The 22,450-nt window shown below is 66.6% G+C and carries 26 protein-coding genes; 11 read left to right on the top strand and 15 right to left on the bottom strand.

The genetic code is table 11. The features are described 5' to 3' along the window. The first annotated feature begins 113 nt into the window (after positions 1–113). Both ABQF13_RS02545 and ABQF13_RS02540 read left to right on the top strand, forming a co-directional pair. Complete coding sequence (locus ABQF13_RS02545) at positions 114–1,037, top strand: ABC transporter ATP-binding protein (protein WP_448391123.1); 924 nt, start codon at positions 114–116, stop codon at positions 1,035–1,037. Then, complete coding sequence (locus ABQF13_RS02540; protein WP_448391122.1) at positions 1,034–2,665, top strand: efflux permease Rv1217c-related protein; 1,632 nt, start codon at positions 1,034–1,036, stop codon at positions 2,663–2,665. Before ABQF13_RS02545 ends, ABQF13_RS02540 begins: the two co-directional genes overlap by 4 nt. 33 nt (positions 2,666–2,698) lie before the next feature. On the opposite strand, the gene ABQF13_RS02535 is transcribed toward ABQF13_RS02540, so the two are convergent. The 3 genes from ABQF13_RS02535 to ABQF13_RS02525 are packed head-to-tail and all read right to left on the bottom strand — an operon-like array spanning position 2,699 to position 5,060. Further along, complete coding sequence (locus ABQF13_RS02535) at positions 2,699–3,451, bottom strand: Rv2686c family ABC transporter permease subunit (RefSeq protein WP_448391120.1); 753 nt, start codon at positions 3,449–3,451, stop codon at positions 2,699–2,701. Then, positions 3,448–4,158, bottom strand: coding sequence for a fluoroquinolone export ABC transporter permease subunit (locus ABQF13_RS02530; RefSeq protein WP_448391119.1), 711 nt, complete (start codon positions 4,156–4,158; stop codon positions 3,448–3,450). The genes ABQF13_RS02535 and ABQF13_RS02530 overlap by 4 nt, the downstream gene beginning before the upstream one ends. Next, complete coding sequence (locus ABQF13_RS02525; protein ID WP_448391118.1) at positions 4,155–5,060, bottom strand: ABC transporter ATP-binding protein; 906 nt, start codon at positions 5,058–5,060, stop codon at positions 4,155–4,157. Before ABQF13_RS02525 ends, ABQF13_RS02530 begins: the two co-directional genes overlap by 4 nt. A 174-nt stretch (positions 5,061–5,234) precedes the next feature. Here ABQF13_RS02525 and ABQF13_RS02520 point away from each other — a divergent pair, with 174 nt between their 5' ends. Next, on the top strand, positions 5,235–5,633 hold the full coding sequence (locus ABQF13_RS02520; protein ID WP_448391381.1) for a GbsR/MarR family transcriptional regulator: 399 nt from the start codon (positions 5,235–5,237) through the stop codon (positions 5,631–5,633). Here ABQF13_RS02520 and ABQF13_RS02515 read toward each other — a convergent pair. From ABQF13_RS02515 to ABQF13_RS02490, 6 genes are all read right to left on the bottom strand, one after another. Then, the gene (locus ABQF13_RS02515; protein ID WP_448391117.1) at positions 5,620–6,462 is read right to left on the bottom strand and encodes a class I SAM-dependent methyltransferase; all 843 of its coding nucleotides are present in this window, start codon (positions 6,460–6,462) and stop codon (positions 5,620–5,622) included. The two genes, ABQF13_RS02520 and ABQF13_RS02515, sit on opposite strands and share 14 nt — an antisense overlap. Positions 6,463–6,565: 103 nt before the next feature. Then, a complete protein-coding gene (locus ABQF13_RS02510; RefSeq protein WP_448391115.1) occupies positions 6,566–7,042 on the bottom strand; it encodes an MSMEG_6728 family protein in 477 nt (158 codons plus the stop codon). Positions 7,043–7,107: 65 nt separating this feature from the next. After that, positions 7,108–7,599 (bottom strand): hypothetical protein, encoded by a 492-nt coding sequence (locus tag ABQF13_RS02505; RefSeq protein ID WP_448391114.1) that lies wholly within the window; start codon positions 7,597–7,599, stop codon positions 7,108–7,110. Positions 7,600–7,651: 52 nt separating this feature from the next. Then, positions 7,652–8,098, bottom strand: coding sequence for a hypothetical protein (locus ABQF13_RS02500; RefSeq protein ID WP_448391113.1), 447 nt, complete (start codon positions 8,096–8,098; stop codon positions 7,652–7,654). A 435-nt stretch (positions 8,099–8,533) separates the two neighbouring features. Then, positions 8,534–9,760 carry a class I SAM-dependent RNA methyltransferase gene (locus ABQF13_RS02495; RefSeq protein ID WP_448391112.1) on the bottom strand — a complete coding sequence of 409 codons (1,227 nt, stop codon included), beginning with the start codon at positions 9,758–9,760 and terminating at the stop codon, positions 8,534–8,536. Next, positions 9,757–11,760, bottom strand: a complete 2,004-nt coding sequence (locus tag ABQF13_RS02490; RefSeq protein WP_448391111.1) for an APC family permease — start codon at positions 11,758–11,760, stop codon at positions 9,757–9,759. Before ABQF13_RS02490 ends, ABQF13_RS02495 begins: the two co-directional genes overlap by 4 nt. Before the next feature lie 78 nt (positions 11,761–11,838). Here ABQF13_RS02490 and ABQF13_RS02485 point away from each other — a divergent pair, with 78 nt between their 5' ends. Together ABQF13_RS02485 and ABQF13_RS02480 are read left to right on the top strand one after the other, a co-directional pair. Beyond that, positions 11,839–12,510 carry a potassium channel family protein gene (locus ABQF13_RS02485; protein WP_448391110.1) on the top strand — a complete coding sequence of 224 codons (672 nt, stop codon included), beginning with the start codon at positions 11,839–11,841 and terminating at the stop codon, positions 12,508–12,510. Positions 12,511–12,519: 9 nt separating this feature from the next. Continuing rightward, a complete protein-coding gene (locus ABQF13_RS02480; protein WP_448391109.1) occupies positions 12,520–13,185 on the top strand; it encodes a potassium channel family protein in 666 nt (221 codons plus the stop codon). A 105-nt stretch (positions 13,186–13,290) separates the two neighbouring features. Here the strand turns inward: ABQF13_RS02480 and ABQF13_RS02475 are convergent, their stop codons facing one another. Further along, complete coding sequence (locus tag ABQF13_RS02475; protein ID WP_448391108.1) at positions 13,291–14,010, bottom strand: DUF3159 domain-containing protein; 720 nt, start codon at positions 14,008–14,010, stop codon at positions 13,291–13,293. Continuing rightward, a complete protein-coding gene (locus ABQF13_RS02470; protein WP_448391107.1) occupies positions 14,007–14,375 on the bottom strand; it encodes an OB-fold nucleic acid binding domain-containing protein in 369 nt (122 codons plus the stop codon). Before ABQF13_RS02470 ends, ABQF13_RS02475 begins: the two co-directional genes overlap by 4 nt. 133 nt (positions 14,376–14,508) lie before the next feature. Here ABQF13_RS02470 and ABQF13_RS02465 point away from each other — a divergent pair, with 133 nt between their 5' ends. Further along, a complete protein-coding gene (locus ABQF13_RS02465) occupies positions 14,509–15,237 on the top strand; it encodes an alpha/beta hydrolase family protein (RefSeq protein WP_448391106.1) in 729 nt (242 codons plus the stop codon). Between the two features lie 17 nt (positions 15,238–15,254). On the opposite strand, the gene ABQF13_RS02460 is transcribed toward ABQF13_RS02465, so the two are convergent. After that, positions 15,255–15,989: a DUF3710 domain-containing protein gene (locus ABQF13_RS02460; RefSeq protein WP_448391105.1), complete on the bottom strand. Its 735-nt coding sequence runs from the start codon at positions 15,987–15,989 to the stop codon at positions 15,255–15,257. Further along, positions 15,989–16,453 (bottom strand): dUTP diphosphatase, encoded by a 465-nt coding sequence (gene dut, locus ABQF13_RS02455; RefSeq protein WP_448391104.1) that lies wholly within the window; start codon positions 16,451–16,453, stop codon positions 15,989–15,991. The genes ABQF13_RS02460 and dut overlap by 1 nt, the downstream gene beginning before the upstream one ends. 25 nt (positions 16,454–16,478) lie before the next feature. Between dut and ABQF13_RS02450 the strand changes: the two genes are divergently transcribed. After that, complete coding sequence (locus ABQF13_RS02450; protein ID WP_448391103.1) at positions 16,479–16,964, top strand: DUF3093 domain-containing protein; 486 nt, start codon at positions 16,479–16,481, stop codon at positions 16,962–16,964. Between the two features lie 21 nt (positions 16,965–16,985). On the opposite strand, the gene ABQF13_RS02445 is transcribed toward ABQF13_RS02450, so the two are convergent. Next, positions 16,986–17,288 carry a DUF4193 domain-containing protein gene (locus ABQF13_RS02445; RefSeq protein ID WP_448391102.1) on the bottom strand — a complete coding sequence of 101 codons (303 nt, stop codon included), beginning with the start codon at positions 17,286–17,288 and terminating at the stop codon, positions 16,986–16,988. A 163-nt stretch (positions 17,289–17,451) separates the two neighbouring features. On the opposite strand from ABQF13_RS02445, the gene cei reads away from it, so the two are divergent. After that, entirely contained in the window at positions 17,452–18,111 is a 660-nt protein-coding gene (cei, locus tag ABQF13_RS02440) for an envelope integrity protein Cei (protein ID WP_448391101.1), read from the top strand. Here the strand turns inward: cei and ABQF13_RS02435 are convergent. Next, on the bottom strand, positions 18,108–18,953 hold the full coding sequence (locus ABQF13_RS02435) for an inositol monophosphatase family protein (RefSeq protein ID WP_448391100.1): 846 nt from the start codon (positions 18,951–18,953) through the stop codon (positions 18,108–18,110). The two genes, cei and ABQF13_RS02435, sit on opposite strands and share 4 nt — an antisense overlap. 101 nt (positions 18,954–19,054) lie before the next feature. Between ABQF13_RS02435 and ppgK the strand changes: the two genes are divergently transcribed. From ppgK to ABQF13_RS02420, 3 genes are all read left to right on the top strand, one after another. Beyond that, on the top strand, positions 19,055–19,861 hold the full coding sequence (ppgK, locus tag ABQF13_RS02430; RefSeq protein WP_448391099.1) for a polyphosphate--glucose phosphotransferase: 807 nt from the start codon (positions 19,055–19,057) through the stop codon (positions 19,859–19,861). 201 nt (positions 19,862–20,062) lie between these two features. Continuing rightward, positions 20,063–21,583 carry an RNA polymerase sigma factor gene (locus ABQF13_RS02425; protein WP_448391098.1) on the top strand — a complete coding sequence of 507 codons (1,521 nt, stop codon included), beginning with the start codon at positions 20,063–20,065 and terminating at the stop codon, positions 21,581–21,583. A gap of 82 nt (positions 21,584–21,665) precedes the next feature. Further along, positions 21,666–22,439: an FkbM family methyltransferase gene (locus tag ABQF13_RS02420; protein ID WP_448391097.1), complete on the top strand. Its 774-nt coding sequence runs from the start codon at positions 21,666–21,668 to the stop codon at positions 22,437–22,439. Positions 22,440–22,450: the final 11 nt, after the last annotated feature.

Genomic DNA, 22,450 nt, shown 5'->3' with positions numbered 1-22,450 from the left:
GTCGGCCCGAACCATTGTCTGGCGCCGGGACACGTTCACGAGTAGATTCCTCGCCAGGTGCGCCGGGAAGCCTGGTCGGCTGTCGATTGGCTGACCTCACGAAAGGGACCCGGATGCACGATCTGCCGACCGCGGCTGCACGCACGCAACTTCAACCAGCTGTTCAGCTCGAGGGCCTGACCAAACGTTTCGGCCGGATCGTCGCGGTGGACGGCCTCGACCTGACCGTGCAGCGGGGTGAGGTGTTCGGCTTCCTCGGCCCGAACGGGGCCGGAAAGTCGACGACCATTCGCATGATGCTCGGCCTGATCCGCCCCGACGCGGGACGGGTCACCGTGCTCGGCATCGACGCCGCTGATGTGCGTCGCGCCCATGGATGTCTCGCGTATGTGCCCGCCGACGTCAGTCTCTGGCCGTTCCTGACCGGGGCGGAGATCCTGGAGTTGGCGGCGAACGTGGGGCCGCCGGTCGACCTCGAGTACCGGGCCGAGCTGGTCGAACGCTTCGCGCTGGATCTCGACCGGCCGGCCAAGGCCTATTCCACCGGTAATCGGCAGAAGGTGGCGATAGTCGCGGCGTTCGCCACCAGGGCCCCGTTGCTGATCCTCGACGAACCGACCAGCGGCCTGGATCCGTTGATGGAACGGGAGTTTCGACGCTGCCTCGGCGAGGCCAAACAGCGGAACCAGACAGTGTTTCTGAGCTCTCACCAGCTCGCCGAGGTGGAGGCGGTGTGTGATCGGGTCGCCATCCTGCGCCTCGGCCGGCTCGTCGAGATCGACACCATCGCCGACCTTCGACGACTGCGCCGAACCGTCGTAGAGGTGTCGTATCAGCGTGCCGAACCACAGCTGGCGGATGTTCCGGGAGTCACCGACGTCGAGCGGCTCGGGGACAAGCGGCTGAGGTTCAATATGTTCGGCTCGCCGAGTTCTGCTCTGCGCGCCCTGGCTGCGGTCGAGATCACCAGCGTCGCGATGCGCGAGCCGAACCTCGAGGAGATCTTCCTCGACTACTACGGCGAGCTGTCGCGGTGACCACGGGAACGGTCGCCGCCAGGCATGCCGCGCCCGCACGGCCATCGCCGAGAAGTGCGACCACCAGGCTCGCCATCCGGCAGGTTCGTCGCGGCACTGTGATCGTGTTCGCAGTATGCGCCGGGATGTCGTTCCTTGTTGCCGCACAATACAAGTCGACATTCCAGGACGCGCTGGGCCCGGAAGCTCTCCGTGCACTGGCTGAAAACCCGGCCATCCGAGTGCTTTTCGGCACACCAATGGCACTCGACGACGCGGGCGGCTTCACTGTCTGGCGAACGGGCACTCCGCTGCTGGTGGTGGCCGGCGTGTGGATCATGCTCGCCGCTGTCCGCATCACTCGTGGCGAAGAGGATGCCGGACACTGGGACCTTTTGCTGGCCGGCACTCTTCGTGTCTCCGACGCGCTGCGAAGCTCCTTTCTCACACTTGCCGGCGGCGCGCTGGTGATCAGCGTCGGCGTTTGGGCCGCAATGCTGGCCGCCGGGACCGCCCCATCGGGCGCAACTCTCTACGCCGCTGGATTTCTCGGGGTGACACTGACCTTCGCTGCGGCCGGATTCGTGGCCGGCCAGCTGATGCCCAACAAGCCGATGGCCGTCGGCGCCGCAGTGGGGTTTCTCGGCGCCGCTCTCCTGGTGCGAATGACCACCGACGCGTCCGCGGCATTGTCCGGACTGGCTTGGATCAGTCCCTTCGGGCTCATCGCCCGAATAGCGCCGTTCGCGGACAACAGAATCGCTCCGCTTGCGGTGCTGGCCTGCTACCCCATCGTGTTGGGGGCCACAGCGATGGCCATCGCACGATCGCGGGACGTGGGACGCGGGCTGTGGTCAGTGTCGCTGAGCCGTGCGCCGCGCACGAGACTGCTCGGCTCGGTGGCGGGATTTGCAGTGCGGCGTACCCTGCGGTCAACGCTGGGCTGGGTCGCCGCGATCATGACGTACTTCGTGGTGATCGGCGCCACGATCGCGTCCATTCTCGAATTCTTCGAACAGAACCCGCGATTCGCCGAACTGGCCGCCGCCGCCGGCTTTGCCGGCCTTAGCTCTGCAGAGGGGTTCGCCGCCGCGCTGTTCGCGCTGTGCGCCATCGCGACTGGGATGTACGCCGCCACCAGAATCTCGGCGTTCGTGGCCGACGAGCAGGCACGGCGCTCCACGCTGTTGTTCGCCTCGCCCGTTTCTCGCGTGGGCCTATTGAGCGCAGAAGTCGCGGTAGTGGTATTCGGCGTTCTTGTTCTCCACGTCGCCGCGGCGGCCGGCATCATGGTCGGGGCCGCGGCGACGGGTGCGCCCCTTGCCTTTTCCGACGCGCTTGCCGGGGCGCTGAACGCCGCGCCGATCGCTGCTCTGGCGCTGGGCGCGGCAGTGCTCGCGACCGGATGGTCACCATCTGCGGTCACCGCCATCGGCGCTGTTCCAGTGGTCGGTGGGTTCCTGCTCGACGTCGTCTCCGAAAGCATGCACGCGCCGGGATGGCTACAAGAGGCGTCCCCCTTCGCACACGTGCGCCCGGTGCCTTTGGTGGCGCCCGGTTGGCCGGCGCTGGGGGTGCTGGTGACCATCGCCGTTGCCCTCGCTGCGGTTGGGATGGCGGGATATCGGCGCCGGGACCTGACATCCTGACCGCTTTGCTTCAGCGTTTCGACGCCAGAGTCGTCACGTGTTCTTGGCGACAAAGCGCTTGAAGAGCAGCCAGGCGATTGCAGCGTTGTAGGCGAGGCCGCAGACAAGGTACGGCCACCAGAGGGACCCTTCGCTGGCTGACCAGAAGGCCTTGGCCGCCCAGAACGGCGGCAAGACGCCGAACGCCAGTGCCCACGCCGAGTCGATGAACCAGGGCAGGCATGGCAGGCCGGCGATTAGCATGCCGAGTGCGCGGATCATTGCGATGCCCTGGATCTTGTTGCCCGCCAACGCAAGGATCAACAGCGTCGTGACGATCGCGGACAGCCCCGCCAGCAGTCCGATCGGCACCAGGGCGGGCACGAGTCCGGGTTCGAGCAATCCGCTGAACGACAGCGTCAACACGACGTAGAGCGTTGCCACCAACAGCACGGTGCCCGCACGGTAGCCGAAGAATATCGACAACGGCACCGGAGTCACCCGAAGCGCGGCCAAGGTGCCGGCGTCGACCTCGTCGAGCACCAGTAGCGCGGCCAGACCTCCGGCCACGATCACACTGGTCAGCAACAGAAATGCGGTCAGCACCAAGGGGTAGTACGGGACGAGGTCGAAGTCGTAGCGGTCAGTGAGCAACCCGGTGAACATCGGGGTGAGGACGGCGACGCTGACGGTCCAGATCACCGGCGCGACAACCACCATCACCAGCAGTGGATCGCGGTAGGTGCCGCGGATGTCGTTGCGTGCGAACGCTGCTACCGCCCGTCTCGACACGGACCGGCTGGTCATGTTCCCGACCTGGCCACGACGTACTTGCCGAAGAAGAACTTCGCTGCCGCACACATCGCCGCCACGGACACCAGTGGGTACCCCACCGCGTACACCGCCTGCCACGGCGTAACGGTCAGCTGTCCGAATGCGTCGCCGAGCAGTAGCAGCGGACCGAGGGTGGGGATCGCGTACAGCACCGGATTCGCCCACACGCCAGAGAGGCTCAGCACCGGTAGACCGATCATCACGGCCAGCGGGACCGTGCCGAATATCACCCAGTCGCCGACTGAGGAGAACGGTAGGCAGGTGATGAAGCCGACCAGCAGCATCAGAACGGTGCCCAGGATCACGCCCACGATCATGGGAATCGGCCGATAGTCAAGACCGTGTGCCACCGAAACCACCACCACCGCCACCGACAGCGAAAGACCGGTTAGCAACGCTACTTTCGAAGTCAGATATTCCCAGAATCGCAGCGGCGTGGAGATGATGGCGCCCACCGTCCGCTCCTGTTTCTCGAAGAACACCGAACCGCCGATGAAGAAGAATCCGACGATGGCGATGTCGCCCAGCAGAATGTAGGGCTCGAATACCGGTCGCAGCCGGTGCGGCAACGGCAGCAAGACCGCCAGCCAGATGAGGCCGCTGAACACCCCCGCGTGCAAGAACTTCTGCCGGACTTGCAGCGTGAGCTCCAGACGGAACACGCTCGCCAGCCGGGTCACGTCAGCCGCCTTCCGGTGGCTTCGACGAACACGTCGTCGAGTGTCGCCTCCCGGCTGTGGATGGTCTCCACATGATGGTTTCGTAAGACGGCGTGAAACGCGGAATCCTCGGCCAGGCCGTCCATCCCGAACTCTGCGGTCTCGAGCGTCCCGTCTTGTCCCCGGTACTCGACGCGCACGCAACGCTGGCTGCGGGCGATCTTGAGCTCGGTCGGGGTGTCCATGGCAACGATGCGACCGTCCACCACGAACGCGACCCGGTCACAGAGCTCGTCGGCCACGCGCATGTCATGCGTGGTGAGAAAGATGGTGCGACCACGTGCCTTCAGGTCGAGCACGATGTCTTTGACTTTTCGCCCGTTGACGGGGTCGAGGCCGGATGTGGGCTCGTCGAGGAACAGCAACTCGGGATCGTTGAGCAGCGCGCGGGCGAACGTCAGCCGCATCTGCATGCCCTTTGAGTAGTTGCCGACTCGAACGTCAGCGTCGTCGGCCAACCCGACCGCATCGAGAAGTTGCATCGGGTCGAGCGTGTCGACGCCGTACAGGGACGCGAAGAACCGCAGGTTCTCCAGCCCGCTGAGCTTCTGATAGTGATTCGGCAACTCGAACGACACTCCGATGCGCTCGTAATAGTCGCGCCCCCAGGCTGCGGGCTCCCTCCCCCACACGGACACCTCGCCACCGTGACCGCTGAGCAGTCCGATGAGCAGCTTCTGCGTCGTGGACTTGCCCGCACCGCTCGGACCGAGGAACCCGAAGATCTCCCCCCGGTCGACGGTGAACTCCATTCCGCGGACCGCCGAAATGTCGGACTTCGGATACGTGAAGGTCAGCCCGCGCACGCTGATCACCTCAGTCGCCGTAGGACTGCCCTGTTTCGATGACAGAACGGATCGCATGCGATGCCTTCCGGGGTAGCAGGAACCAGGTTCCGACCAGACTTCCCGGAGCGCCGATTGCACTATACTGAATCTTCAGAAAATACTGAAGCTGTTTTGGGAGGCATGGTGGCTGAGCCGCCCGACCCTCGCGCCATTGCCGAGGAGCTGGCCCTTGTCCTGTCCACTCATGGGATGCAGCGCATGACCGCGCGGGTTCTTGCGGCGCTGGTGTTCACCGAGCAACCCACGATGACGATGGGCGAGCTCGCCGAGCAACTGCAGGCGAGTTCGGGCGGTATCTCCGGGGCATTGAAAATGCTTACCGGCGTGGGCGTCGTGGAACGCGTGCCCGCGCCCGGCAGTCGGCGCGATCACTATCGTCTGCGCGACGACGCCTGGGCTGTGCAATACACCAAACAGAACGAGGTGCTGTCGGGGGTTCTCGCGGCCGCGGAGGCCGGAATTGCCGCTACCGAGGACGGCAGCCCGGCCCGCCGACGCCTCACACAGATGCGAGATTTCTACACGTTCCTGCTGGAGGAGATTCCCGCCATGCTCGATCAGTGGCAGCAACGATTTACGGCGCGGTGAGCGGCTTGGCTTCGAACGCGAACCGGTTCACCACGGTGTAATTGCGGACCGGTGTCGCGGACAGCACCCTGTACGACAGCCGCGCTCCAGTTGTCGGAATCTTCTCGTATCCGGCGATCGTGGACGCCCGCTCGACAAAGCGCAGCCGCCGATTCCACCGCTGAATTTCGCGCGGGTTCCGGATGCCCCATTTGACGATGCCTGCCTGCAGAAGCTTCGACACCCGCGGGCCCAGCGGTGACAACGTGTCGAAGACCATCTCGCCGCCGCGGTCGAACCGCCCCGCGATACGGCACAGCAGCGCACGCACGTCGACTTCGGCCAGAAACATGAGCAGGCCTTCGGCAACCATCAGCACCGGTCGGTCCGCCGGTATCTGGTCCAGCCAACCCTCATCGGTCACCGATGAGCCGATCATTCGATACCCGTCGCCGTCGTCGTAGAGCTTGCGTCGCAATGCGATGACCTGCGGCTGGTCCACGTCGAACCACTGCACGGTTGCCGGCGGTTGAAGCCGAAATGCCCGAGTGTCCATCCCGCACCCGAGGTGCAGCACGACCGTATCCGGATGGCGAACGAGAAAGTCAGCGCTCCAGTCATCGAGCCGTTTGGCGCGCAGGGCAACCAGGTACTGGTTGAGCCCCGGCCGCACGTAACGATGTATTCGGGTCCAATCGTAATCGATTCGGTCGACCGCCTGTGCAGCCGCGGTATCCCCCAGAATCGGTCGCGGGGAGCGGCTTTCGAATGCCCGCAGGTACAACGTGCATAGGTTCGTCCACTCCACCGACTTCCAGGGCACATCGCTGAAATCGACCTTCGCCGTCATAGCTGCTCCTCTACTCGCGCTAGCGGACCGTGCGCGGAAGTCGCGAAAACCCAACACTCCGCTTGCCCCACTGTCCCCGCTCACGGCCGCGGGCGGCAACAGGTCAGCGGATCCGGCGCTCCCGGTCTGACTTGGGCCACACGTACGGCAAATCGTCGGGCACGTCGCCGAAGTGCACCCGGTAGTGGTCCGGGTCCTTACGCACCAGCGAGGACTGGTGGCTGCGATGAAACTCCGTATCGCCCAACCAGGGTGGCAATTCGGCGGCGCTGGCCAACTCCTGTTGGGTCCGCACCTCGGTCAGGCCGGTGCCCTGCTTCAGATCGGCGGCAAGGGTCGACGCACATGTGTCGGAGGCACCGGTCTCGCACCACACCGCGCAGATGTCGAGCCCGTAACGCACCAGGGCCTCCTCGTATCCCGCCCACATGGCAACGGCCGGATGGTGGCGCCAGCCGTAGCCCGGCACCGTCAGGCCCCGCAGGATCTGGATGGTCTCGACCCGCTGCTTACCGAGACGGCGTCGGTCGAGCACGCGCGCCGACGCGTCGAATCCCGAGTAGGGCAGGAACGTCTGCACGCCCCCAGGTACCCGACATGGCGCGGACCGAAACTCACTTCGGGCTCAACGCCGACCGGCGGGGTTCAGAACCAACCGCCGGCGGGACGAATCCCCTTGTACCAGTCCACGACTGCGCGTGACGTGCGATCGGCCTCGGCGTCGGAACGCACGAGCGCCATCGATGTGGTGAAGTCCTGAACCCCGTTCATCGAGCACTCGTAGCTGATCCGGAGCGCCAGGTCCCGCACCCAGTCGACCACCCGGACCCGCTTCCCGTCGCGGGTGTACCGCACATCGCAGACCACCAGCAGCCGCTGGGCTCCGATGGAGATGGCGGTGTCGGTGACAAAGTCGCAGATCTGGTTCTCGCTGGCCCTCTCCTGGCGTCTCGCGCGGCTGAAATGACCATCTGCGACAATCGAATCGATCAGCTCGTCATCGACGATGACGATGATCGACTCAGCGCTTTCGCCGTCGCTGACACCATGGCGGCGGAACTCCGCGGCCATGGACTCGTATAGCTCTGTCGCCTGACCGAAAACAATCGGCGACGAGCCGATCTCCCGGACTGCCAACTGAGACTCCATTCGACTCATGAGTGCTGACTCGAGCACCCCTGCGCCGTAACTAGACGGCTATCCCTTGAGCGTTGCGCAACTGAGCTTCTCGTTGCACAGCGCGCTCCTGTTCTCTGGTGAGTTCCAGCGCTACGCGGATTCCATCCCGGTAGCCCGCTGCCACATCGTCGTGAGACTCCGCGCGTAGCGCCTCAGAGAGACGCTGTGAGATCGTGCGGAGCGCGGCCAACGTCCTGGTGCGCAGACGTTGCGACCAGCGCTCCTCGTTGCGCGAAGTGTTCGTGAAATCCATTGCAACGACTGCCATTTGATCGAGGACACAGAGGCGCGCGAATCGAAGTGCCGCGGTGTAGCCCTTGCGGTGCGCGGCGCTGCGTTCACCGGTCGATGCGCCGCCTGCCTTGGCCAGCGCATCCTCCAGTGCATCCAACTCGGTGCGATCGACCGATGTCGCCGCTTCCCCCGGCAGTTCCGTGCGCCTCATCACGGCGTCCACTTGTTCTACGTCCCTTCTCGTTGACTATCGACTTTCTAAAAGCAAAGAGTTTGCACGTTGCGGTGTCGCAATTAGTTCCAACGCAACCGGCGTGGCAAGAATTTCTTTGAGTTCGCGCTGCGATTTTTAGTTGTGCACCGAGAAAACGATGTCCGCACAGTAAATATCGGCTCTGAAACCGTGCCTCAGAGCCGATAATTTCTGCAGGTCCGATCAGTCACAACTAACCCGAGCGCTTACGCTTCGGAAGGAATTCCTCAGTCGCTTCGACCTTGGCTCGTTTCTCTGCCCGACGCTCTTTAATTGACTTCCCGGGCTTTTTCGCAGATTGTTTAGCCATCGTTGCTCCTTTTCACAGTGGCAACCATCACTTGGTCCGACCATACCCGAGAAAAAAATAAAAGCCAGCCTGCTAATACGTGGTTTCGTCGCTGCTCAGCGGGTCAACACCGCGACGCTCTCGACGTGGTGTGTCAGCGGAAACGAGTCGAAGACCCGCACCTGTTCGACGGTGTACCCGTGACCCAGATACAGCCCGACGTCACGCCCGAATGCCGCAGCCTCACATCCGATGTGGATCACCCGAGGCACCCCGGCATCGGCCAACAGCTCGATCACCTCGCGGCCGGCGCCCGACCGCGGCGGGTCGAGCACTGCGACGTCTGCGCGCCGCCGTTGGGCCTTCAATGCGCGGCGCACGGAATCTGTGACCACCGACACCGAGCCCATGTCGGCCAGCGTCGCACGTGCCGCGCGCGACGAAGTGCGTGACGTGTCGACGGTGACGACCCGGCCGGTCTCGCCGACGGCCTCGGCGAGCACCGCGGCGAGAATTCCTGCGCCCCCGTACAAGTCCCACGCGGTCATGCCCCGCTGCAGCTGCGCATAGCCGGCCACCAGCTGGCTGTAGGTCTGCGCCGCATCCCGGTGGGCCTGCCAGAACCCCGTGACCGGCACCTTCCAGGTCCATCGCCCGACCCGCTGCAGCGCTTCGTAGTTGCCCTCGATCACCTGCGTGGCGGCCCTGCGCCCAGTGCGCGGCCCCGATTGCACGACGTGGCGCACGCCGTCGTCGTCGAGTGCGACGTGCACCTGGGCGCCCACCGGCCAGGAATGCTCGTCGAGCCCGTCCAGCATGCCTGCGGGCAGTTGCGCACAACCGAGTTCGGTGACCACTTCCGAGCTGTGATAGCGGTGAAAGCCGAGGTGACCGTCGGCCGAGGTGTGCAACCGAACCCTGGTCCGCCATCCGGTGGCACTCCCCTCACCCACCGGTTCGGCGGTGGCCTGTTCCTCGTCGAGCCAGCGGTAGCCGCCGAGCCGGGCCAGTTGGTTGGCGACGACGAAGCCCTTCAGCCGTCGCAGCGCCTCCGGCGCGGCGAACGCCATATCGCAACATCCTGCGCCGTCGACGCCAGCGATCGGACAGATGGACGCGACCCGGTCGGTCGACGGTTCGATCACCTCGACGGTGTCGGCGTGCCAGTACTTTCCGTGGTCGGGTGCACCCTCCCTCAAGCGGACCCGCACCGTCTCCCCGGGCAGCGCGTGCCGGACGAACACCACGCGCCCGTCATGGCGGGCCACACAGCTGCCCCCGTTGGCCGCGGGCCCGGTGGTGAGCGTGAGATCGGCCGGGGTCGCGTCGAGCGGTTCGGTCACTCCAGGAAACCCCTGCGCACGTCGCCCGGTGCGGACTGCGGCTGCATGGTCTTGAGCCGCTCCGAGGAATTCAACTGCCACGGAACCGATGTCACCATCACGTTCGGCTCGAACAACAGCCTTCCCTTCAGCCGCAGTGCGCTTTGGTTGTGCAGGATCTGCTCCCACCAGTGACCGACGACGTACTCCGGGATGAACACCGTCACCACGGTGCGCGGCGACTCCTTGGACACCCGCTTGACGTAGTCGATCACCGGGCGGGTGACCTCCCGGTACGGGGACGCGATCACCTTGAGGGGCACGCTGATGTCGCTGTTCTCCCACTTGTGCCGCAGCGCACGCGTCTCGGCGTCGTCGACGCCGACGGTGATCGCCTCCAGCACGTCCGGACGGGTGGCCCTGGCATAGGCCAGCGCGCGCATGGTCGGCAGATGCAGTTTGGACACCAGCACGACCGCATGGTTGCGGCTGGGCAGCACCAGGTCACCGATTTCGCCCGCCTGTTCCTCGAGTTCGCGCGCGACGGTGTCGTAGTGGCGCCGGATGAGCCGCATGATGCCGAACAGGGCCGCCATCGCCAGGATCGCGATCCAGGCGCCCGCGACGAACTTACTGACCACCACGATGACCAAGACCGTTCCCGTGCATACCAATCCGACCGCGTTGATCGCTCTGGACCGCATCATCTTGCGGCGTGCGGCGGTGTCGGTCTCGGTGCGCAGCAGCCGCGTCCAGTGCCGCACCATGCCCGTCTGGCTGAACGTGAACGCGACGAAAACCCCGACGATGTAGAGCTGGATCAGCGAGCTCACCTGCGCACCGAACGCGACGACGAACGCGATGGCCGCCAAGGCCAGAAACAGAATGCCGTTGGAGAACGCCAACCGGTCACCGCGGGTGTGCAGTTGGCGCGGTAGGTAACGGTCTTGGGCCAAGATGTCCCCGAGTAGGGGGAACCCGTTGAAGGCGGTGTTGGCCGCCAGCGCCAGGATCAGCGCCGTGACCGTCGTGATCAACAGCAACCCGAGAGAAAAATCGTGGAACACCGCGTCGGCCAGCTGGGCGAGCAACGTCTTCTGTTGGTAGTCCGGCGGCGCCCCGACCAGCTGCTCATGCGGGCGCTCGGCGATTTGCACACCCGTCTCGTTGGCCAACATGATGGTGCCCATGAACAGCGTGACCGCCAGCGCACCCAACAGCGCCAGCGTCGTGGCCGCGTTGCGCGACTTCGGTTTCTGAAACGCCGGCACCCCGTTGCTGATCGCCTCGACGCCGGTCAGCGCCGCGCTGCCGGACGAAAACGCCCGCGCGACCAAGAAAACCAGCGCGAACCCGAGGACATCGCCGTGCTCGGGCGCCATCTCGAAATCGGCCGACTCCGCCTGCAACGGCTGACCGAGCAGGTAGAGCTGGATGAAGCCCCAGCCGAGCATGACGAACATACCGATGAGGAACAGGTACGTCGGGATCGCGAACGCGGTGCCCGACTCGCGCACACCCCGCAGGTTCATCGCCGCCAGAAACAGGATCGCCACCACCACGAACGACACCTTGTGCTGGTTGACGAACGGCACCGCGGAGCCGATGTTCGACATCGCCGACGACATCGACACCGCCACGGTCAGCACGTAGTCGACCAGCAGCGCACTGGCCACGGTGAGCCCCGCGGTCGGCCCCAGGTTGGTGGAGACCACCTCGTAGTCGCCGCCGCCCGACGGGTAGGCGTGCACGTTCTGCCGGTAGCTGGCGATGACGATCAACATGACCGCGGCCACGGCCAGCCCGATCCAGGGCGTCATCGAGTACGCGGCGAGGCCCGCGACCGACAGAACCAGGAAGATCTCCTCCGGTGCATAGGCCACCGACGACAACGCATCGGAGGCGAACACCGGGAGCGCGATCCGCTTCGGTAGCAGCGTGCGCGAGATCTTGTCGCTGCGGAACGGTCTGCCGAGAACCAACCGTCGTGCGACGGTCGAAAGCTTGGACACGAGTGCCAAGGGTAAGCCTGACGGCCGATAACCGCGGGAAAGCGGTAGCGTTCCGACTGCGCGGGTTCGAACAGGAAGGACCGTGGAGTGCGGGTAGTGGTGATGGGCTGCGGCCGGGTGGGGGCGTCGCTGTCAGACAGCCTGGCCAGAATCGGTCACGATGTGGCCGTTATCGACCGCGACAGCACCGCGTTTCACCGGCTGTCCCCGGAGTTCCCCGGGGAGCGGGTGCTCGGTATGGGATTCGACCGCGACGTGCTGCTGCGGGCGGGCATCGAGGAGGCCGGCGCGTTCGCCGCGGTGTCCTCCGGCGACAACTCCAACATCATCTCGGCACGGGTGGCGCGCGAGACGTTTCGCGTCGAGCGGGTGGTCGCCCGCATCTACGACGCCAAACGCGCCGCGGTGTATGAGCGACTGGGCATCCCGACCGTCGCGACCGTGCCGTGGACCACCGACCGGCTGCTCAACGTGCTCACCCGCGAAACCGAGACCGCGAAATGGCGCGACCCCACCGGCAACGTCGGCGTGACCGAGCTGGCCTTGCACGAGGAATGGGTCGGACGGCCGATGACGGATCTGGAGACCGCCACGGGCGGGCGGGTCGCGTTTCTGATCCGGTTCGGTGAGGGCGTGCTGCCCGACACGAAGACCGTCATCCAGGCCGGCGATCAGGTGTTCATGGCCGCCATCGCCGGACATATCGCCGAAGCGCTGGCGATCGCGGCGTTGCCGCCCAGCGAGGACATCGAGGGCTAGAGAGACGCTATGAAAGTCGCCATCGCCGGTGCCGGCGCCGTCGGCCGCTCCATTGCCCGCGAACTCGTCGACACCCACGACGTGACCCTGCTCGAACGCAACCCCGACCACATCGACGTCGACGCGGTCCCCGCCGCCCAGTGGCGGCTCGGCGACGCCTGCGAGCTCACCCTGCTGGAGGCGATCAAGCTCGAGGGGTTCGACGTGGTGATCGCGGCCACCGGCGACGACAAGGTCAACGTCGTGGTGAGCCTGCTGGCCAAGACCGAGTTCGCGGTGCCCCGGGTGGTGGCCCGGGTCAACGACCCCCGCAACGAATGGCTGTTCGACGAGAGCTGGGGCGTCGACGTCGCGGTATCGACGCCGCGGATGCTGGCCTCCCTGGTCGAGGAGGCCGTCGCGGTCGGTGATCTGGTGCGGCTCATGGAGTTCCGCAAAGGCCAGGCCAACCTGGTCGAGATCACGCTGCCCGACGACACCCCGTGGGGCGGACGGCCGGTCAAGCGCCTCGAACTGCCCCGCGACTGCGCGCTGGTGACGATTCTGCGCGGTCCGCGGGTGATCGTGCCCGAGTCCGACGAACCGCTGGAGGGCGGCGACGAGTTGTTGTTCGTGGCCGTCGCCGAAGCCGAGGACGACCTCAAGGCGTTGCTGCTGAACCGCCAGCCGCGCTGATCTCGGGCACCGGTACGCGCGAGCAGACGCCAACCCCAAATTGGGGGGCTCAGGGGTTTACGCGACTGCTCGCCAGAGAAGGTGGCGGGCTGGCGACCAGTGGCTTCAGTGGGCATCCGATTGGGCCACGCCGTCACGCTCGGTGTGCGCGGCGTCGACGTTGGTGCCCGCAGTGCCTGCCTGCTCAGCCTCGTGGGCACGGATGGCGCGCTGGGCCGAACGGATCGCCAGATAGGTGACCAGCGCGGCGACCGCGGTCAGCGGCCAGCCCATCGCGATGCGCGCCGCGCCCAGCCAACCGGTCTGGTCCGCGTCGTACAGATGGTGCTGCACGACGAACCGCGAGGCGAAGACCAGCACCCAAACCAGCGTGGCCGCGTCGAACACCCGCACCGCCTTGCGCACGTCGCGCCAGCCGCGGTCGTGCCCGCTGACCCATGCCCATACAAAGCCGACGACGGGCCGGCGCACCAGCACCGACAGCGCGAACACCGACGCCCACAGCAGCGACGTCCAGATGCCCAGCAGGAAGTAGCCCTTCGACTCCCCCATCGCATAGGCGATCAACGCGCAGATGCCGACACCGAAGAAGCCGGAGACCGCAGGCTGCGCGGTCTCGCGGCGCGCCAGCCGCCACACCAGGATGAGCGCGGCCACCGCCAGCGCCGATATGACCGCGGGCACCAGCCCGAACAGCGATGACGCCGGAACGAACACCAGCACCGGCAGCGATGAGTAGATCAGTCCGCTGATGCCGCCTACCTGGGCGAGGACGGCGTTGATCTTGTTGCTCGGTTCACCCGGTACGGTTCCGGGCTCGCTCACTTCTGAATCTCGTAATGCGGGTTGTAGATGGCCTTGGAGCCGTTGTCGAGCTTGCCGACTCGGCCGTGCACCTTGAGGGTGCGGCCCGACTCGATACCGGGGATGCGGCGCTGGCCCAGCCAGACCAGCATCACGGAGTCGGTGCCGTCGAACAGTTCGGCCTTGACACCGGTGCTGCTCTTACCGTTGCACTCCACGCTGCGCAGTGTGCCGATCATCGTCACTTCCTGACCGCGTTCGCAGTCGATCGCCTTCTGTGCGCCGGTACTCGCGGCTTCGTCGCTGAACTCTTCGACATCGAGTTGCTCCGGGTCCTCCGTCAACCGCCGCGTGAGCCGGCGCAGATACCCTTCGGCCGTAGCCATGGCCTCTCCTGACCTTTCGCAGATCTTCCATAGATCTACCCAATCAACGCCACCGTAGACCTGTTGGTTCCGATATGCCACGCGGGGTGGAGTCGCCACGCCGGGCGATTTCGCGGCTTGGCACGATCGTCGAATGGCCGTCAATCTGCGTGGGGTGACCGTGGTGCTGCTGCCCGGCACCGGGTCCGACGACAACTACGTTCATCGGGCATTCTCGGCCGCGCTGTGGGACGCGGGCGCGGTGATGGTCACCCCGGCGCCGGAACCCGACCGGCTCGTCGCGGGCTATCGCGAGGCGCTGCGCGACGCCGGCCGCGACGGCGCGATCGCGGTCGGCGGGGTGTCGATCGGCGCGGCGGTGGCCACCGCGTGGGCGTTGGAGCATCCGGGGCAGACCGTGGCGGTGCTCGCGGCGCTGCCGGCGTGGTCGGGATCCCCGGAAACGGCGCCGGCCGCGATGGCTGCGCGCCACTCCGCGCAGTTGCTGCGCGATGACGGGCTCGACGCGGCCACCGCGACGATGCGGGCGTCGAGCCCGCGCTGGCTGGCCGACGAGTTGGCCCGCTCATGGGCCGCGCAGTGGCCCTCGCTGCCCGACGCGATGGAGGAGGCCGCGGGCTACGTCGCACCGACCTGCGACGAGTTGACCCGACTCGCGGCCCCGATGGGTGTGGCCGCCGCAGTCGACGACCCCGTACATCCCGTCGACGTCGCACGGCAGTGGGCGCAAGCCGCGCCGCGGGCCGGGCTGCGCACTTTCACGCTCGACGAGATGGGGGCCGACCCAGCGGTGGTCGGCGCCGCGTGTGTGGCAGCGCTTGGGGCCTGCGATTTCGGCGCGCTAAAGCCCGCTGAGGGGTGATCAGCGCGCCGAAATCCCTAACCGCCGGTGATCGTGCGCAGCTGCTGCATGGCCGAGCCCTGCACGCTGCGCCGCGCGGCCGGTTCGGTCAGCGGCGGCTGCTGACCGCCCTGCTGTGCCTGCTGGGCGGCGGCCTGCTCGGCGGCGACGCGCAGTTGTTCGGCCATCGGCTCGGGCAGCTCCACGGTTAGCGGGGTGCGCACCGGCATCGGAGTGTCGCCGCGGCGAACCACGGTGTCGGCCAACGCATTTCGTGCTTCTTCGGCCAGCGCGTCGATGGTCTGCTGGGTGCCGTTGACGACGCAGCGGATCATCCAGCGGTAGCCGTCGACGCCGATGAACCGCACCACACCGGCCTGATTGGCGTCGCCGGCGGCCACCCCGACGATCTCGCGGCCCCACGGGCCGTCCTGGATGCTCACCGACGGAACGTCCTTGCGCAGCGACTCGGCCAGTTCGGTGGCGATCTCGCGCCACAGCCCAGTCGACTTCGGCGCGGCGTAGGCGGCGATGGTGAACCGGCCGTTGGGCGTGACGACCCAGACCGCGCTGGGCACGCCCTGCTGGGACACCTCCACCTGCACCTGCCCGCCCTCGGGCAGCGGGATCAGCACCGAGCCCAGGTCCAGTCGGCCCACCGCGGCCACCGACGGGTCGTCGAAATCGTCGATGTCGAAGGGACCTTCGAGCTCATCGTCGACTGCGCCGACCTCGTCGGGGGTGTTGTCGTTGTCTTGTTTACCGAATGCCATCACAAACTCGCATGTCCGCCGGAGGAACCGTGGCCGCCGTCGCCACGGGATGTGTCAGCCAGGCCCGCCTCGTCGAATGACGTCACCTCCACCAGCTCGGGCAGTTCGACGCGCTGCACGAGCAACTGTGCGATCCGGTCGCCGCGGTGCACGAGAATCGGCGCCTGGGGGTCGAGGTTGATCAGCGCCACCTTGATCTCACCACGGTAGCCGGCGTCAATGGTACCCGGGCTATTCACAATCGAAAGCCCAACGCGGGCAGCCAAACCCGAACGGGGGTGGATCAGCCCGACCATCCCGTGTGGGATGGCGACCGCGATGCCGGTCGGAACGAGTGCCCGCTGGCCGGGGGCCAGTTCGACATCGACCGCGCTGTAGAGGTCGACGCCCGCGTCGCCCTCATGCGCACGGTGGGGCATGGGCAGATCTGGGTCCAGACGCACGACCGCCAAAGTGGTGGACACGACGTCAGAGATTACCCTTGGCCGCGTGTCAGACACGCGTGCCACGTCCCAAACCGTGCGCTACCGGGAACGGTTGTGGGTGCCCTGGTGGTGGTGGCCGCCGGGCCTCGGCTTCGGCGCGCTGCTCGCATTCCAGGTGAACCAGGGGGCGCCCGGCCTGCCGGGCTGGGCGCCGTATGCAGTGTTGCTGCCGGTCGCCGCCATCACACTGCTGTGGCTCGGCAGGACCGAGGTGCGGGTGGTCAGCGACGCCGACGACACCGAGCTGTGGGTGGGCGCGGCGCACCTGCCGATGAGCGTGGTGTCGCGCTCCGCGGAGGTGCCGCGCAGCGCCAAGTCCGCGGCGTTGGGCCGCCAACTCGACCCGGCGGCTTACGTCATGCACCGGGCATGGGTGGGCCCCATGATTTTGTTGGTTCTCGACGATCCCGACGATCCCACCCCGTACTGGCTGGTCAGTTGCCGTCACCCGGATCGTGTGCTGACCGCGTTGCGCGGCCCGCAGCAATAGCAGACCCCCAAACCGCACCCGTCAGGCCGCGCAGTCGCTGCAGAGCATCACACCGTTCTTTTCGCTGGCCAGTCGGCTGCGGTGGTGTACCAGGAAGCAGCTGGAGCAGGTGAACTCGTCAGCCTGCTTCGGAATGACGCGCACCGACAGCTCCTCGCCGGAGAGGTCGGCGCCTGGCAGCTCAAAAGACTCCGCGGACTCCGATTCGTCGACGTCAACGACGGCAGCCTGGGCCTCGTTGCGCCGCGCCTTCAGTTCTTCCAGCGAGTCTTCTGAGACGTCATCAGTCTCAGTTCGCCGTGGGGCGTCGTAATCGGTAGCCATCCTCGTCCCCTCCGATAAACGTTGCAGCAGAGCTTTGTACCAGCGTCGAACGCATCCACCAAATGATTCGTGCCCGTATTGGCACAGGTTCTACTGTGATTTACGTCACACCTGGGTAGGCGCCGCCCGAGGGACTCTAGACCACTGCCTCTAGAGTGCAACCGTGGTCGCGCAAATCACCGAGGGAACCGCGTTCGACAGACACGGTCGCCCGTTCCGTCGGCGCCATTACGTACCGGCAACCGTGATGTTCGTCGCACTGGCGATCGTGACGCTGTTGGTCTGGGTCATCGCCCTGAACCGGCCGGCCGATGTGCACGAGGCTACGGTGTGCAACCCGCCGCCGGCGCCGACGGATCCCGCCGCGCCGCCACCGCCGCCGCTCGGCGAACAGGTGTCGCGCGCGGAGATGACCGAGGTGATGCCCGCCAAGCTCGCCGAGACCAAGATCCGCGTCCTCAACGCCAGCGGCCAGGGTGGTCAGGCCGCCGAGGTGGCCAGCGCCCTGCGTGACCGGGGATTCAACGACCCGACCGCCGAGAACGACGCGATCTACGTCAGCGCCAGGCTCGAGTGCCACGGCCAGATCCGGTTCGGTCCGTCCGGGCGGGCCGCGGCGGCCGCCGTCTGGCTGGTCGCGCCCTGCACGGAGCTGTTCGAGGACGAACGCCCCGACGACACCGTCGATCTTGCGCTCGGCACCGAGTTCACCGAGCTCAGCAGCGGCGACGATATCGAGGCGATGTTGGCCAGCCTGCGCCCAGACGCCACCCAGCCGCCCGACCCGGGGCTGCTGTCTGAGATCCACACCGCGGCCTGCTAGGCCAGGCCCACCGCGGCGGTGAGCGCGTCGGCGATACCGGGCGCGGCGGCCAGAACCATTCCCGGCGTGCCGGTCGGAAGGTCATCGGGCGGCAGCCGCACTGTCGCGCCGGCCTCGGCCGCAATCAGCGCACCCGCGGCCCAGTCCCACAGCGCAACGCCCTCTTCGTAGTAGCCGTCGAGTTGTCCGGCGGCCACCATGCACAGATCGAGCGCGCACGAGCCGATGCGCCGGATATCGCGCACGGCGGGCACGACCTTGGTCAGCAGCTCGGCCTGCCGTCGGCGGTGCTCGACGTCATAGCCAAATCCGGTGCCTACCAACGACATTGACAGCTCAGTGGCGGTGCTGCACCGCAGCGGGGTCGTCTGTCCGGCCCGGTGCAGCAGCGCGCCGTGCCCGACGGCGGCCGAGTACAGCGCACCGGTGGGCACGTCGGCGACCGCACCGGCCACCGATGCGCCGTCGCGCTGCACCGCGACCGACACCGCATACGCGCCGATCCCGTAGACGAAGTTCACCGTGCCATCGATGGGATCGAGCACCCAGGTGAGCTGTCCGTCGGCCACGGCGGGCGATCCGCCCTCCTCCTCGCCGAGTACCGGTTCGCCGGGACGTAGCGCCGCCAGCCGGTCCCGTAGTAGCCGTTCGGTCTCGGTATCCACGACGGTGACGGGATCGGTCGGGGTGCTCTTGGCCCGCACGGCCGACCCGGAGTTCGGGTCGGCGGCGGTATCGCCGAACACCTCGCCGCGACGTCGTGTCACGAACGCCGCGGCCTCATCGGCGAGCTGTTCGGCAACCTTGCGCAACTGCACGGGATCGGAGTTGATTTCGCTCACATCCCTATCGCAGCACAATGGGCGTCGATGCCCCGTCCGAACCCCGCTGAACTACTAAGGTGTGGGGCGCATGACCTGCCTGCCCTCGTAGAGGAGCGCGAATGACCGCGACCGATTCTCCCGCCGACCCGTCGACCAACGGAGGTAAGCAACGTCGCGGCTTCGGCGTCGACGTCGGCGGAAGCGGCGTCAAGGGCGGCATCGTGGACCTCGACACCGGCGCGCTGATCGGCGAACGGTTCAAGCTCGCCACCCCGCAGCCCGCGACTCCCGACGCGGTGGCCGAGACCATCGCCGCGGTGGTTCGCGAGTTCGCCTGGACCGAGTCGCTCGGGGTCACCTACCCCGGTGTGGTGGTCGACGGCGTCGCCCACACGGCCGCCAACGTCGACAAGGGTTGGATCGGCACCAACGTGCGCGACGCCATCAGCGCCCATCTCGACGGGCAGCGCGTGACCGTCCTCAACGACGCCGACGCCGCGGGACTCGCCGAGGAAAAATTCGGCGCCGGTCGCGACAACACCGGGGTGATCGTGCTGCTGACGTTCGGCACCGGGATCGGTTCGGCGGTGATCCACAACGGCGCGCTGCTGCCCAACACCGAGTTCGGCCACCTCGAGGTCGGCGGCAAGGAAGCCGAGCATCGCGCCGCGTCCTCGGTGAAGGAAAAGAAGGGCTGGAGCTACGAGCGCTGGACCCGCGAGGTGACGAAAGTGCTGGTAGCGATCGAAAACGCGATCTGGCCCGACTTGTTCATCGCCGGCGGCGGAATCAGCCGCAAGGCCGACAAGTGGCTCCCGTTGCTCGAGAACCGCACCCCTGTGGTAGCGGCTTCGCTGCGCAACACCGCGGGAATCGTCGGTGCCGCGATGGCCGCTGAGGTCGACGTCACAGCTACCGCCAAGTAGGCGCGCCCGGCGGGTTTGAATTTGCCGCTCAGGACAGCCGTCTCCCACACTGTCGTTACAATGGTCGACGGCGGCCGCATCCCGGATAGCGGCGAGATCAACCGCCAATATTCGACAGCCAACGCTCTTCGATGGTGCATGCATTCCCCGCACTTCGCGTGGATACCGGCCAACGAAGAGATGAAAGACGAAAGGGCGTACGTGGCAGCGACAAAGGCAAGCCCGGCAACCGACGAGCCGGTTAAGCGCACCGCTACCAAGACCCCCGCCAAGAAGGCTCCAGCGGCGAAGTCTGCGAGTACCGGGGCCGCAAAGTCTGCCACCGGGGCGCCGCCGGCCAAGAAGGCCGCCAAGTCCAAGAGCCGCGCGACCAGCAAACCGGCCAAAGCCGCTCCGGCCAAGGCCGCTGCCGCCAAGGCCAAGCCGGCGTCGCCGGCCACCAAGGCCAAGACCGACGGGGCGGCCCCTCGTGGCCGCGCGAAGAAGGCCACCGCGACGGAGGCCAAAGTCGACGACGCCACCGACGTCGAGACCACCGAAGACCTTGACGTCGAGCCCGGCGAGGACCTCGCCGACGACGTCGACACCGCCGACCTCGAACTCGAAGACATCGAGGACGACGCCGAAGAACCCGAAGAGGCCGGACCGGCTAGCGCCGCCGTCGAAGTAGTGGCCACTGGCGACGACGAAGACGAGGAGATCGCCGAGCCCTCCGAGAAGGACAAGGCCTCCGGTGACTTCGTCTGGGACGAAGAGGAATCCGAGGCGCTGCGGCAGGCCCGCAAGGACGCCGAGCTGACCGCCTCGGCGGACTCGGTGCGTGCGTACCTCAAGCAGATCGGTAAGGTCGCGCTGCTCAACGCGGAAGAAGAGGTTGAGCTCGCCAAGCGCATCGAGGCCGGTTTGTACGCCACACAGCTGATGGCCGAGTACGCCGAGAAGGGCGAAAAGCTCACCACCGCGCAGCGCCGCGACATGATGTGGATCTGCCGCGACGGTGATCGCGCGAAAAACCATCTGCTGGAAGCCAACTTACGTCTGGTGGTGTCGCTGGCCAAGCGCTACACGGGCCGCGGTATGGCGTTCCTCGACCTGATCCAGGAAGGAAACTTGGGCCTGATCCGTGCCGTCGAAAAGTTCGACTACACCAAGGGCTACAAGTTCTCCACCTACGCCACGTGGTGGATCCGTCAGGCGATCACCCGCGCCATGGCCGATCAGGCCCGCACCATCCGTATCCCGGTGCACATGGTCGAGGTGATCAACAAGCTCGGCCGCATCCAGCGTGAGCTGCTGCAGGACCTGGGCCGCGAGCCCACGCCCGAAGAGCTGGCCAAAGAGATGGACATCACGCCGGAGAAGGTGCTGGAGATCCAGCAGTACGCGCGGGAGCCGATCTCGCTGGACCAGACCATCGGCGACGAAGGCGATTCGCAGCTGGGCGATTTCATCGAGGACTCCGAGGCCGTAGTGGCCGTCGACGCGGTCAGCTTCACGCTGCTGCAGGATCAGCTGCAGTCGGTTCTGGAGACGTTGTCCGAACGCGAGGCGGGCGTCGTGCGGTTGCGGTTCGGCCTCACCGACGGCCAGCCCCGCACGCTCGACGAGATCGGTCAGGTCTACGGCGTGACCCGTGAGCGGATCCGTCAGATCGAGTCCAAGACGATGAGCAAATTGCGCCACCCGAGCCGTTCGCAGGTGCTGCGCGACTACCTGGACTAGATCCGTGGCCTCGAATGGTCGCGTCGGTCCGTTATTTCGTGCTGCCGGTACCGGTTTCGGCGTCGGTGTTAGCGTGTGACCGATGAGTCTGGTCACCGCCCTTCGCGCCCGTCAGCGCGTCAAACGTGAACTCGCCCACGGTGAACCCGAACTCAAACTGGTGCCGATGCTCGCCGATTTGCAGCGCGATTTCCTCGACGTCGGCGCCAACGACGGCGTCTACTCGTATTTCGCGCTCGGCCACTACCGCAGGGTGCTCGCCGTGGAAGCCCACCCCGGTCTGGTGAACGCGCTACGCCGCATCGTCAAGGACCCCAACGAGGTGCTCGCCACCGCGCTGTCCGACGAGGTGGGCGAGACCACCCTGCATGTGCCGGTGCGGCGCGGCCGGGAGGTGACGACCCGCTCGTCGCTGCAGGCCGACGCCAACCCTGGATTCAGCCTTCGGGCGGTGCCGGTGCCCACCACCACCGTCGACCGCCTCGGGCTCGACCGGCTCGGCGTCATCAAGATCGACGTCGAAGGACACGAACTGAAGGTGCTGCGCGGCGCCGCGCAGACCTTGGCCACGGCGAAGCCGGTCTGCATCGTCGAGTGCGAAGAGCGCCACAACACCGGCGGCATCGCGCGGGCGTTCGCATTCTTCGCCGATCTGGGCTACCGCGGCTACTTTCTGCACCGCGGGGCGCTGCACGACGGCGACGAGTTCGACGCGGCGACCCTGCAGCGGGCCGAGAACGCCAAAACCGTCGACGGCGGCCGCTCTTCCGACTACGTGAACAACTTCATCTTCGTGCACCCCGACAACGCCGAGGCCCTGGCCCGGATCAGGCGGGGTCTGGCCGAGGCGGCCTGACGCTGACCGAC

It is taken from the genome of Mycolicibacterium sp. XJ879 (genome assembly GCF_053483935.1).
Note: the sequence above shows the minus strand (reverse complement) of the source record. Positions and strands in the feature narration are given on the sequence as shown.